Origin of the sequence: Bacillus sp. NPDC057893, from assembly GCF_042796455.1 — a bacterium.
GTDB lineage: Bacteria > Bacillota > Bacilli > Bacillales > Bacillaceae_G > Bacillus_A.
The window spans coordinates 1-12,768 of the sequence record NZ_JBHVNG010000004.1; the positions used below are offsets into that span (position 1 = coordinate 1).

General features: G+C 34.3%; 9 protein-coding genes and 3 pseudogenes. 7 read left to right on the forward strand and 5 right to left on the reverse strand.

Annotated elements, in window-relative coordinates; translation table 11 throughout:
• Window positions 1-231 precede the first annotated feature (231 nt).
• From ACFVQC_RS18430 to ACFVQC_RS18445, 4 genes and pseudogenes are all read right to left on the reverse strand, one after another.
• Window positions 232-1,668 (reverse strand): IS4 family transposase, encoded by a 1,437-nt coding sequence (locus ACFVQC_RS18430; protein ID WP_377898869.1) that lies wholly within the window; start codon window positions 1,666-1,668, stop codon window positions 232-234.
• 121 nt (window positions 1,669-1,789) lie between these two features.
• Window positions 1,790-1,908 (reverse strand): annotated as a pseudogene (locus tag ACFVQC_RS18435) (IS6 family transposase); the annotation flags it as partial.
• Between the two features lie 122 nt (window positions 1,909-2,030).
• Entirely contained in the window at window positions 2,031-2,975 is a 945-nt protein-coding gene (locus tag ACFVQC_RS18440) for an acetyl-CoA carboxylase carboxyltransferase subunit alpha (RefSeq protein ID WP_016091897.1), read from the reverse strand.
• Window positions 2,976-3,007: 32 nt separating this feature from the next.
• Window positions 3,008-3,454, reverse strand: a complete 447-nt coding sequence (locus ACFVQC_RS18445; protein ID WP_000817662.1) for a MarR family winged helix-turn-helix transcriptional regulator — start codon at window positions 3,452-3,454, stop codon at window positions 3,008-3,010.
• 622 nt (window positions 3,455-4,076) lie between these two features.
• On the opposite strand from ACFVQC_RS18445, the gene ACFVQC_RS18450 reads away from it, so the two are divergent.
• The 5 genes and pseudogenes from ACFVQC_RS18450 to ACFVQC_RS18470 all read left to right on the forward strand — a co-directional run.
• The gene (locus ACFVQC_RS18450; protein WP_377898870.1) at window positions 4,077-5,189 is read left to right on the forward strand and encodes an aminopeptidase; all 1,113 of its coding nucleotides are present in this window, start codon (window positions 4,077-4,079) and stop codon (window positions 5,187-5,189) included.
• A 280-nt stretch (window positions 5,190-5,469) separates the two neighbouring features.
• Window positions 5,470-6,702 (forward strand): DUF4073 domain-containing protein, encoded by a 1,233-nt coding sequence (locus ACFVQC_RS18455; protein WP_377898871.1) that lies wholly within the window; start codon window positions 5,470-5,472, stop codon window positions 6,700-6,702.
• A 249-nt stretch (window positions 6,703-6,951) separates the two neighbouring features.
• Complete coding sequence (gene cuyA, locus ACFVQC_RS18460; protein WP_377898872.1) at window positions 6,952-7,947, forward strand: D-cysteate sulfo-lyase; 996 nt, start codon at window positions 6,952-6,954, stop codon at window positions 7,945-7,947.
• A 138-nt stretch (window positions 7,948-8,085) separates the two neighbouring features.
• Window positions 8,086-8,739 carry a class I SAM-dependent methyltransferase gene (locus tag ACFVQC_RS18465; RefSeq protein ID WP_377898873.1) on the forward strand — a complete coding sequence of 218 codons (654 nt, stop codon included), beginning with the start codon at window positions 8,086-8,088 and terminating at the stop codon, window positions 8,737-8,739.
• A 151-nt stretch (window positions 8,740-8,890) separates the two neighbouring features.
• A pseudogene (locus tag ACFVQC_RS18470) lies at window positions 8,891-9,046 on the forward strand (MFS transporter); the annotation flags it as partial.
• Window positions 9,047-9,127: 81 nt separating this feature from the next.
• On the opposite strand, the gene ACFVQC_RS18475 reads toward ACFVQC_RS18470, so the two are convergent.
• Entirely contained in the window at window positions 9,128-9,730 is a 603-nt protein-coding gene (locus ACFVQC_RS18475; RefSeq protein ID WP_377898874.1) for a hypothetical protein, read from the reverse strand.
• A gap of 938 nt (window positions 9,731-10,668) precedes the next feature.
• Here ACFVQC_RS18475 and ACFVQC_RS18480 point away from each other — a divergent pair.
• A complete protein-coding gene (locus ACFVQC_RS18480; RefSeq protein WP_377898875.1) occupies window positions 10,669-12,147 on the forward strand; it encodes a DHA2 family efflux MFS transporter permease subunit in 1,479 nt (492 codons plus the stop codon).
• Between the two features lie 59 nt (window positions 12,148-12,206).
• Window positions 12,207-12,281, forward strand: a pseudogene (locus ACFVQC_RS18485) (HU family DNA-binding protein); the annotation flags it as partial.
• Window positions 12,282-12,768 lie beyond the last annotated feature (487 nt).

Consider the following 12,768-nt stretch of genomic DNA (forward strand, 5'->3'; position numbering starts at 1 on the left):
AAATCTTTAAAGCACCTACATATAGACTTTCGAAAAAAAGAAACAATCTCTCTTATCATTGACATTACATGAGCTTAGCTTGATAGCGATGGGGTAGTTGCACATGCCCATCAACTTAAAAATGAAAACAAAGTGTACTTTCATTTTGTGGAGGTAAAGCATTCCTAAAATAGAAGCATACTCTTAATAATATGCATACCAAATAAACCCTAACGGGTTTCCTTTTTTAAATTATGCAACTTTCTTTTGTTTTTTCAACCCATTATACTCATAAACAACACCCATAATATCAAAAACAGTCTTCTTCTCATATCGATGAGATTTTCTTCCGTTCTTCTGTAGGAGGTGGAACAGGCTGATTAGGATCTTTGTTATTTCTTGGATGTTTTGTTGTATGGCTTGATACAAACTCGATAAGTGATCTTGAATCATTCCAATTGCTTTATATTCACTTAATTCTTGTTTCTTCTTTTGTAAAATTAATTGTCGCATCTTAAACATAGTAGAAGAACATAGAAAAATGGCAATGAGTTTTCCATAAACATGGCATTCTAATCGCTCTTGTTTAATATGTTGCCAATGATGAATTTGAAATAAGGATTTCCAAGTTTTAAAAATGATTTCAATTTGCCAGCGGAGAGAGTAAAAATTATGGATTTGTTCCATCGGAGCAATCTCCCAAGGTGTATTGGTAACATATAGGTTCATGCCAGCTAATCGTTTGCTTTTTTCCGAATATGTAATCCCTTTTTTACTTTCTGTGTACACTTGTTTTTTCATACGCTCACGAAGTTGTTTTTCTGTTAATCGATACATAATCACCCGAGTAAATAGTTTTTTATCCTTTCCAATATAAGCTTCTTTTATTTCATAGGACTGTCCTGGTTTTAAGGTATCCATGATGTGCTCTAAATCAACTTTGATGTACTGAGATTGTTTTTTTATTGTTCCGTTTCGAAAGTATTCAGGAAATTCATTTTTGACATATACCCTATTGTTTAATTTGAGTCGCGATATATAGTACACACCACGTTGATCCATTTGATCTAAATCATCCAGTGAATAATAGCCTAAATTCCGAATACATAGGTCACCAGGGCGTAATGTTGATAAACACTCTGTTCCAAAGGTTTTATCATTATTTTTCCCTGGTTCCACTTGGAAATTTAAAAACTGACCACTATGTAAATCATATTCTAACTGGATTTTTATACCCGCTGTTTGTGCACAACCACCTGATCCAGGATATACATTGGCCAAGTGTTTTGGTACGTGAAAAATGGTTGCATCTAAAATACGAATTCGCTGAAAATAGGTAAGTGAAGCACTTGGAATTGCTGACTTTCCACAAACTTTATTTTTTAATAATGTGGAGAAAATATGTTTCAAAAAGAACACTGCCTTTTTATTAAAGCGCTTATTTAGTCCTTCAGGACTCATAAGAGTTCCTGTTGATGCATGTAGCTGACTACACAATCGGACTAATGAATCACTCGCTACTCGTTGACTAATCCAGACACATATAGTAGCTAAATCATACCCTGAAAATTTACGTTTTCGTTTTACAAAACCTAGCTCTCTAGCGAGATTTTCCAAAAATGAAGGGGTAAGATGTTCATATAATTCTTCAGCAAATAATTGTAATTCGTCAGAAATTGATAGATACATACAAAAACGCCATCCTTTCCTATGATTCTACAGAAAGAATAGCGTATTTTTTGGTTCTGGTGCAAAGGTAGTGGAAAAGAAAATATAACATATATATTTCTAGCATAATGGTAGGATAATCCTGGTTCCTCATCATTTCTACTAAATCACGAAAAATTAAGTTGTACCGTACCAACGTACAGTTAACAAAATAATATCTTGCTGATAATGCTTCCATTTGAACAAATTTTCCTTTTCCATACCGATCACACATCTTTTGTAGAGTAATAGTATCAGCATATCCCAGTTTAAGAGGTTACTTACAAAATATTTAGAATTTTTTGCGAGAATCCTCCGAAATGTAATACGGACTTTAAATATTTTCATTTATAATTCTCTATTTGTCTATACTTTTCATATCGCTGTTGTATAAGCTCTTCCGAGGATAATAGTATCAATTTTTTTAGAGATGATTCGATTACAGATTCAATCATTTTTGCCTGTGATTTTATATCATTTTGTGCTCCACCTTTAATTTCAGGAATGATTTCATCAATAATTCCTAAATGTTTTAAATCTTTTGCTGAAATTTTCATATGTTCAGCAGCTTCTGGAGCATACTTAGCGTCCTTCCATAGGATAGATGCTGCTCCTTCTGGCGAAATTACCGAGTACCATGAATACTCTAACATATGGATATGGTTACCGACACTAATGCCAAGAGCTCCACCACTTGATGCCTCTCCAATTACAATACAAACAATTGGCACTTTAAGTGTAGCCATTTCAAATAGATTTCGAGCTATCGCTTCAGAAATTCCACGTTCTTCAGACCCTTTCCCTGGATAGGCGCCTATTGTATCAATAAATGTAATAATAGGGCGATTAAATTTATCAGCTTGTTTCATAAGTCTTAGCGCTTTTCTATAACCTTCTGGATGTGCCATTCCAAAATTTCTTTCTATACTTTCCTTTGTATTTCTACCTCTTTGATGACCAATAACCGTAACGGGCATCCCTTTAAATTTTGCAATACCACCTATCATTGCTTTATCATCACCATATAATCGATCACCATGAAGTTCGAGAAAGTTTGTAAACAATAAAGGTATATAGTCCAATGTCGTGGGCCGGTTACGTAGCCTTGCAATTTGAACTCGTTGAAAAGGTGTAATATTAGAATAAATTTTATCTTGCATTTTATTTAAACGTTTTTCTAATACATGAATTTCTGACGATAAATCTACATTATTTTCTTTCATAATTTTCTTTAATTCATCAAATTTCTCTTTTAATTCAATAATAGGACGTTCAAAATCCAAACTCATTTTATCCTCCAAATGTTATGATTTACCTCACTCTAATCAAAAGGCTTAGAAATAGAATCAATAAATAATTCAAAACCATCCACAACTATTTTTTGTTCTGATTCTGATAAATTATTGAGAATACTTTGATAAAATGTAATGGATTGCTCTCTTAAGCAATTAACAGTTATGTGACCTTTTTCTGTGAGGTGCAGAAAAAGTTCTCTTCTATTTTTTTCATTTACTTCACGATAAATAAGCCCCTTTTTTACTAACTTATCTACCAATCTACTTACAGTTGAAGTCTCTAATCTAAGTTTATTGGATAGTTGCCAAACAGTTAATTTTTCCACCTCTAGTTCCTCTAACGCCATCATTTGAGAAGTTGGTAAAGGTTTTTCAAATGGTCCATTGGGCAAATTTTGAGATTCAAAAACCCCAGTTATTATAATCATTTTCTTAATATCTGTTCTTAGTTTTAAGGCATCTTCTCTTTTCAAAAAGGTCACCCTCCTACAACTAATGTATCATACATCAATTGTATTATACATGAATATGATTTTTTCACAAGCTTAACGTAAGCCAATATTACAACATGGACGAGATATTTCTTCTTGTTAAAATGGTATAAGTGGATTGTTTTCTACAAATGGCAGAACATCAATTATGTATCAGGGGCCTTTATGGGGTACCGCTCATCGCAATCAAGCTAAGAAAATAAAACTACCCCAAAAACGAAATTTTGTGATAACTTGTAACAAAAAACTCATAATTTTTGGGGGGAATTCTAAATTCTTAAGTTGATGGGCATGGGGTAGTTGCAGCTATAGGTATTTTTATCCTTTCAATTATTTTTCTATATTTTAACCCTTATAGCAATCAAATGCTTGATAAGGAAGTATATATCACTGTATTTTTCATATTTTTGCTGCCTTCTTTTTTGGCAGTAATTGCGGCAGTTGCTAGGAAAAAGACTTTTATGATTGCTTGTAGCATTTGGTTGTTACCAGGATCTTTTTACTTTGGGATAGCAGTGATTCCGGGTGTTTGGAATTTATATATTGTTTTTCTAATTATTTATTTTATATCTATTGCTAGGATCAAAAAGGAGAGAAGAGTTTAATGAGGAGAGAATTATCTAAATTAGCAGATGTATTAGTGAATCATTTGACTAAAGTTAAACCTAACGATCAAGTGTTGATTCAAAGTGTTACTGAAATAGATCCTATGGTAGTTCGCGAAATTATTAAAGCTGTTGAAAAAGCAGGGGGATATGCGCATGTATCAATGCGTGACGTTTCTGTTACGAGGCAATTGATTTTGTCAGGATCAGAAGAACAATTTAAGTTATTTGCAGATTGGGAATGTTATCGCTTAAGTAAGATGCAAGTATATATTAATCTCCGTAGTCCTAGAAATGCATATGAATTAGCAGATGTACCATCAGAAAAAATGAAATTATATCAAAAGATATTTGGAAAAGCTCATAGTGAAGCAGTGTATAAAACAAGATGGGTGACAACTCGAATTCCGAATGCAGCTTCTGCGCAAGAAGCGAATATGAGTACTGAGGCTTATGAAAAATTTTATTTTGATGTATGTACGCTAGATTATAATAAGATGTCGAAAGCAATGGATCCGCTAAAAGAATTAATGGAAAAGACAAAACAAGTAAAGATTATTGGGGAAGGTACAGATTTGAAATTTTCAATTGAAGGAATTGGTGTTTTAAAAGGAGATGGCACAGATAATATACCTGATGGTGAAATATATACAGCACCTGTCAAAGATTCAGTAAATGGAGTAATAACATTTAATACAGTATCTGTTCAACAAGGTTTTGCGTTTCAAAATATAAAGTTACATATTAAGCATGGGAAAATAATAGAGGTATACGCAAACGATACAGAGCGAATAAATCAAATTCTTGATACGGATGAGGGAGCAAGATATATTGGAGAATTTGCACTAGCTTTTAATCCTTATATATTACAACCGATGAATAATACGTTATTTGATGAAAAAATAAATGGTAGTTTTCATCTAGCAATTGGAGATTCGTTACAAGGTGCAGACAACGGGAATAAATCAGCGATACATTGGGATTTAGTAAATATTCAAAGGCCAGAGTATGGCGGGGGTGAAATTTGGTTTGATGACGTACTGATTAGAAAAGATGGGAATTTCGTTTTACCAGAGTTGTTCGAATTAAATGAAGAAAATTTGAAAAGGTAAAGTATTTTATTGAGAGTGTGTAAAGTAGATTAAAACACAACATATCAAACTAAGCGATTGATTGTATAACTTTACATTCAGTTAATATCAATAGGTAAATAGAAAAATTGACGCCAATTGTTAAACGGATAGTGTAAAAAAGACAAAATCTCTTAAAAAATACTTAAATTTTTACTCCATCTATCTTTACAATCCCTCCTTATAATGTGAATTGGACAAGCACCTAAGAGAAAGCAGAACATGTCAGTTTATACATTCTATTATTAGGGGGAGAAATTGTATGAAAAAGGCAGTTGCTTCATTAGCTGTTGTGGCGGCATTATTACCGACGTTTTCAGCGCATGCGGAAGGGAAAGAGCAAGTTCGAAAATCAGCTACAACTTTTAACGTTATTAGTGATATTCAAGGGGATTTAGGGGATTTTGATCACGTATTAAAAGATATGAGCAAAGTGACGCCACTTTCTAGAGCGCTTATTATGAATGGGGATATAACGCCAACTGGACAGCAGTCACAATATGATGATGTGAAGCGTGTGTTAAACAAAAATAAGCATCCGGAGAATGTATGGTCAACGGTTGGGAATCATGAGTTTTATGCCGGGAAATGGAAAGCTGATGGAACATTAGCTCAAAATACATGGCCAAATGGTGTACCGGAAGAAACACTATTCAACCGCTACTTGCAATTTAGCGGGCAAGAAAAGGTATATCATAAAAAAGAATTAGACGGTTATCCGTTTTTGTTTTTAGGAACTGAAAAATATATGAGGTACCATGATTCAAAAATGTCAGATCAAGTGTATTTAAGTGAGGAACAATTAGGTTGGTTAAAACAAAATTTAGAAGATTACAGCCAAAAAGATAAAAATAAACCAATCTTCATTTTCTCTCATCACGTATTACCTGATTCGGTATCTGGATCAAGGCAATCACCATACTTACAAGATTATTTAAATGTAGATAAATTGTACGATATTTTAAAAGACTATCCGCAAGTTGTTTTCTTCACGAGTCATACGCATTGGGATTTAAATTTACCGGACTGGGCTGGTAAAAAGAAAATTGCAGGCGGAGATGAAAAAGGATTTACGGTTGTAAATACGGGCGGTATTGAAACAGGATGGAGGTCAGCTGGTCCAAATGGCGGCGAGATTCATGCTCCGGATGGTTCTTCTTTCAAACAAGGATTGCAAGTGAAAGCGTACGGTAACGATGTAGTTGTGACAGCTTATGATTATAAACGTGATAAGGGCATAAAGAACTTATTAATTAGTGATGCGAAAATTGCACAAATGGCACCAAATGTAACGGCTGATGATAGTAAAAATATAATCGTTGGTGCAACAGAATATATGGAGTACTCTATAGAAGGAACGAACGAGTGGTATACGTATAATCCAGGAAAACCACCAAAATTTAATGGGGACAAAATTGTATATGTACGCCATAAAGGAGAAATGAATTTAGAGCCAGGATTAACACAGCTTCTTCGTTTTTCGGAAAATAAGTGATTGGAGAGAGCCCGCATTTAAATGTGTGGGTTCTTTTTTGATTGATGAGAAATGGGGTTTTTATGTTGTTTTTTGTCGGTAAGTCGATATTCTATGTCGAATAGTCGATAAATTTGAATTATCGCCGATATAAATTTCATTTACCGAATTTCAATACATTTTTAATCCAGAAAGATGACTTCATCATTTTTACATGTAATAATAGTATGGTTACATATATTGTGAAAGAAGTACAAAAGGAGCGTTACAATGAATTTAGCTAAATTTCCGAGGAAAAAATATACAGAATCACATACACCAATTGAAAAGTTAAACAATTTTTCTGAGGCACTTGGTGGACCAACCATTTATTTTAAACGAGATGATTTACTTGGTTTAACAGCTGGTGGTAATAAGACGAGAAAGTTAGAATTTCTAGTTGCAGATGCACAGGCGAAAGGTGCAGATACGTTAATTACAGCAGGAGGTATTCAGTCTAACCATTGCCGTTTAACACTTGCAGCTGCGGTAAAAGAGAAAATGAAATGTATTCTTGTGTTAGAAGAAGGGCTTGAGCTAGAAGAAAAGCCCGACTTTAACGGAAACTATTTCTTATATCATTTATTAGGTGCTGAAAACGTAATTGTTGTGCCAAACGGAACAGACCTTATGGAAGAGATGCATAAAGTAGCGCAAGAAGTAAGTGAAAAAGGTAATACACCATATGTAATTCCAGTTGGTGGATCAAACCCTACTGGCGCAATGGGATACGTTGCTTGTGCGCAAGAAATTATGGCTCAATCATTTGAGCAAGGAATTGATTTCAGTTCAGTTGTTTGCGTAAGCGGTAGCGCTGGTATGCATGCTGGTTTAATTACTGGTTTTTCCGGAACGCAAAATAACATCCCTGTAATCGGAATCAACGTAAGTAGAGGAAAAGCGGAGCAAGAAGAGAAAGTTGCAAAACTTGTAGCGGAAACTTCAGCTCACGTTGGTATCCAAAACTCTATTTCACGTGAAGCTGTTACATGTTTTGATGAATATGTAGGACCAGGTTACGCGTTACCGACAGCGGAAATGGTAGAAGCAGTTCAGTTACTTGCGAAAACAGAAGGTATTTTACTTGATCCTGTGTATACAGGTAAAGCAGTAGCGGGACTAATTGACTTAATTCGAAAAGGTAAATTTAATAAAGAAGATAATATTTTATTCGTACATTCAGGTGGTTCACCAGCTTTATATGCGAATACGTCTTTATTTGCGTAAGGGTAAAAAAGCATTGGGTATCCAATGCTTTTTGTTTTGAATTAACATTGAAATTTGATACAATTTCGTGAATATGCGATGTTTTTTCAACGTTTATTAGTAAACAACGATATACATGTTTATAAAGGAGATTGAACTATGACGGAATTTTGGGAAGCGAGTTTTATAGAAAATCAAATGATGTGGGGATTTGAAGCTTCAGACTCCGCAATTTTGACGAAGGACTTTTTCCTTGAAAAGAAAGTGAAGGATATATTGATTCCTGGTATTGGATATGGAAGAAATGCAAAGGTTTTTATTGATAACGGAATACGTGTAACAGGTATTGAAATTTCTAAAACAGCGATTGAACTGGCAAGGAAAAATGAACTTAATGCTGATTTCTTCCATGGTTCAGTAACTGATATGCCTTTTGATAACAAACTGTATGACGGTATATTTTGTTATGCACTGATTCATTTATTGAATGAGGATGAGAGGGAGAAGTTTATTAAAGATTGCTATAACCAATTAAAACCAAACGGATATATGATTTTTACTACTATTTCAAAAGAAGCCCCAATGTTTGGAAAGGGCAAACAACTGGGTAAAGACTACTTCGAGATAATGGAAGGGGTAAAAATGTATTTTTATGATATTGACTCGGTAAAACAAGACTTTGGAAAATATGGACTGATAGAATCTACGGAAATTGTTGAGCCACATAAGAATGCGGAAAATAAGCCTCCATTTAAATTTATAATGATCAAGTGTCAAAAAAACTTTAATTACATAATAGAAACACCGAAATAGAAGCGAAAGCTGTGGTATATCAAATTTGGATTAGTTCTAAGTATAAAGTAGAAGTAATGGCGGGAGATAATCGGTATGCTCAATTAACAGAAAAAAAGCAGCCACTTTGTTTGGGATTGTTACAGGTGAGAAGTTATCTGAATAAAAGTATATGGGAGATTTTGCTCTTTTTATTGGTGTTCCATCACTTGCAGGCCTATTCATTTTATCAGCAACAGCATTTATTTTAGCTGGCATTGTACTTTTTATTATGTTTTGCCCAGATCCATTAGATATTTCAAAAAAGATATTAGCTTATAAAAAGAAATTTGAGAAGATCAAATCAATGGAAAAGGAAATATTTTGTTGAAATGTCTGGGATACGGACCTATTCTCTCGCTCTAATTAACTAAAAGAAGAACTTGCCCATGCCAATTAGACTACTAATCATTCCTATTCCATTCATGGTGCTTTTTCCTACTGTAAGTAAGTTTCCAAACATTCCCGGCTGGCCGTTACCTCCGTTATTCCCCCATCCCATGGGATTTACCTGTCCTCCCCAGCCTGCAGGGTTTCCAAAAACACCCCAGTTATTGGTACTAAAATTAAAAGGATTGGCTGGCGGCGATAGCAAAGCGGCAAGATGCCCTTGTGCGAACATCCCCGTATGATTGAATGGGTGGGCCCAAGGGAAGAGGGATTTTTGAAAATTGAAACCTGCATGGCCGGCTAATGGAGCCCAACTAGCAGGATGTCCTTGGGGCATCATCCCTGCATAATTGATTGGCTGGGCCCAAGAGAAGGGGGAGGTTTGGGAATTGAAACCAGTATAATCGGCTGATGAATTCCAGCCAACCGGATAGATTCGAAAACTCCAATTCTCAGGAATCCCAAGACTATTTATTCCCTCAGCTTTGGTTATTTGGGGCTGTGAATATAATGATGATATTGAAATTTGGTTATTATATAGTTGCCCGTTCCCCTTTGAATTCAAATACCAATATTGGTGCATACGCTTATTCCCCTCACTTTAAAAATGTAATGTTAGACTTAGCCTATGTAATATTCCTTTTTATGGATGGTTAAATAACTAGATCTACAAGCCCATATTTAAAGGAATGGGTGCGTGGACTTGTTGATTTATTATCAAGTGAAGGAAAAAAATCTAAACGACAAACTTTGTGAAGAAAGTTCATTCGTTTGTTCGTAATTTTTTCATAGAGTCTTGCAATTTGTAATCTAATTATCTTTTGATTTTTTAGAACCTTTCTTTTTGCGTAACAAAGACTTCTTTAAAGGTTAATCTATTTTCAGCTTTTCTCACCCATTTAGGAATTTCGTATGATAAGAAAACTTTTTTACAAAGAAATGCTTATTTCTTGTAAGTTAAATAGCTTATTTTTCATTTAACATTTCCGACGTTAAGGACAAGCAATGAATTATCAAATAGCCAACAGCACTAATTGCTATAAGAATGAAAAGAATAAGTTCTAGTGTAACAGGCATTTTATCTAATCCTAATCCCTTAATTGGTTTTTTTGCATAATAAGTCTATATATATATAATGATATATAGACTTATTAACATTTCCACTTTCAATTACCAAAGTTTCTAGGTTCTTGACTTATTTTAGAAGGGCATTTTCAATTGCTTCTTTTGTTTATTTCAGCCCTAATTTAATTTCGGTTAACAAACGCAGTATAGCGTCTCCTTTTTTCATTTTCAAAACAAGCTCATTTATAAATGCATTCAAAATCTTATTTAAATGTTTATAAAGGTTTAGTCAATGAAGAAGATTTAAAATGTTATGTTGAGAAAATGGAATTGCTAAAAAGAGAATATCTATTTGAAGAGTTTGGCAAAATACTGCGAGGGTAAAGTATTTTTGTACAGATATGCAAACGATTTAAACTAATCAATGAAATTTATAATGAAGGAGCAAACAAATATATGAGTGAAACATTACATAAAAGAAACCCACCATATTTAATGCTTGTAATTCTTTTTATTGGGGCATTTGTTTCATTTCTAAATAACTCGCTTTTAAATGTAGCTTTGCCATCAATAATGAAAGATTTAGGCATTAAAGATTATTCAACGATTCAGTGGCTTTCTACAGGGTATATGCTTGTTAGTGGTATATTAATTCCAGCATCAGCATTTTTAATAACCCGCTTCTCAAATAGGAGCTTATTTATTACATCCATGATAATTTTTATTCTTGGTACTGCCTTAGCAGCTTTAGCGCCGAACTTTGGTTTATTACTTACTGGCCGGATGGTTCAAGCAGCAGGTTCTTCAGTCATGGGGCCTTTGTTAATGAATATTATGCTAGTAAGCTTCCCAAGAGAAAAACGAGGAACAGCAATGGGGATTTTTGGATTAGTTATGATTACAGCTCCAGCAATTGGACCGACACTATCAGGTTATATTGTAGAGTATTATGACTGGCGTTTGCTTTTTGAAATGATTTTACCGTTAGCGATTATTAGCTTACTGTTAGGGATTTGGAAATCTGAGAATGTCATGAAACAAAACAAAAATGCAAAACTTGATTATCTCTCATTACTATTATCTTCTATCGGTTTTGGCGGTTTGTTATATGGATTCAGTTCTGCAAGCTCAGGTGGTTGGACGGATACAGTTGTCTTAACAACCTTAATCATAGGCGCTATTGCCCTAATTGCTTTCGTTATCCGTCAATTAAAAATGAATGAGCCGTTATTGGATTTACGTGTTTACAAGTACCCAATGTTTGCACTTGCGTCTGTAATTGCAATTGTCAACGCTGTGGCCATGTTTTCAGGTATGATTTTAACACCAGCTTATGTACAAAACGTCCGTGGCATTTCGCCGCTGAACTCTGGGCTGATGATGCTTCCGGGTGCAGTAATAATGGGGGTTATGTCACCAATCACAGGTAAACTATTTGATAAATATGGCCCTCGGCTTCTTGGCATAGTAGGACTTTCCATTACAGCTGTTTCAACTTATATGTTGGCAAACCTGCAAATTGACTCTAGTCACACACATATTATTCTTATTTACACACTGCGGATGTTTGGGATGGCAATGGTGATGATGCCACTTATGACAAACGGTCTTAATCAATTGCCAACTCGCTTAAATCCGCACGGTACGGCTGTTAATAATACAGCTCAACAAGTGTCCGGTTCGATTGGTACTGCTATTCTTGTTACGATTATGAATTCTGTAACAACAACACAAGCTGAAAGTCTAATGTCTGATGTAGATCCAACAACCTTCACAGAAACTACGAAGGCAATATTAACTCAGAAGGCTTTATTATCCGGAATTCAATATTCATTCTATGTAGCGCTTGGCATGAATGTTGTTGCACTACTATTAGTTTTTTTCGTCAAACGTGTAGATACAAGCGCGGAAGCTGTCGAGAGGTTAAATCGGTAGAGAAAAATAAAACTCTAGATAATGATTCCTACAAGTTTTTTGCTGATTAGTTAGACTATGAAGAAATGCAAATTTCTGCTGCTAAGGCGCCGGTATTTAAAGCTGGAAAAGAACTGAAAGAAGCAGTGAAATAATTGTATATAGTGAAAAAGGATCTGATATTCATATCAGATCCTTTTTCACTAGTAACACAGTATACTTGCTTATCGTATTTGTTTAACTAGACATTAGAAACTACCGGTTTTTCAAATACTACAATCTTAAGCTCGTCAACTTCTTTATTTTGGGGTACTCGTTTTACTTAGCTTAACGGGTATGTAGCGCAACTGTAGCTTTAAAATAAAGTTTGATCAAAATATGTGGGGAGTTTTTAGTGTGGAATTTGATTTATAAACAAATACAAGAGATGATATCTGCTTTCAATTTCTGATAAACAGTATAATGCTCCAATTATAATAATTCGCTTCATTTTAAGTTAGTATTTTTTTCTGCCAGTTATAACTCTAATGCCAACAAACAACTTAGATTACCAACCTTATAAGCAATATCATAATCATGAATAGTTAGGGAAAAGATAAATAAGGTAATCAATTACATATCTTTATCCCAGGCGATTCATTG

What these genes read in the sequence shown, in the direction of transcription:
- ACFVQC_RS18430 (WP_377898869.1), bottom strand. Translation starts at nt 1,668, where the DNA reads ATGTATCTATCAATTTCTGACGAATTACAATTATTTGCTGAAGAATTA.
- ACFVQC_RS18440 (WP_016091897.1), bottom strand. Translation starts at nt 2,975, where the DNA reads ATGAGTTTGGATTTTGAACGTCCTATTATTGAATTAAAAGAGAAATTT.
- ACFVQC_RS18450 (WP_377898870.1), top strand. Translation starts at nt 4,077, where the DNA reads ATGAGGAGAGAATTATCTAAATTAGCAGATGTATTAGTGAATCATTTG.
- ACFVQC_RS18455 (WP_377898871.1), top strand. Translation starts at nt 5,470, where the DNA reads ATGAAAAAGGCAGTTGCTTCATTAGCTGTTGTGGCGGCATTATTACCG.
- cuyA (WP_377898872.1), top strand. Translation starts at nt 6,952, where the DNA reads ATGAATTTAGCTAAATTTCCGAGGAAAAAATATACAGAATCACATACA.
- ACFVQC_RS18465 (WP_377898873.1), top strand. Translation starts at nt 8,086, where the DNA reads ATGACGGAATTTTGGGAAGCGAGTTTTATAGAAAATCAAATGATGTGG.
- ACFVQC_RS18475 (WP_377898874.1), bottom strand. Translation starts at nt 9,730, where the DNA reads ATGCACCAATATTGGTATTTGAATTCAAAGGGGAACGGGCAACTATAT.
- ACFVQC_RS18480 (WP_377898875.1), top strand. Translation starts at nt 10,669, where the DNA reads ATGAGTGAAACATTACATAAAAGAAACCCACCATATTTAATGCTTGTA.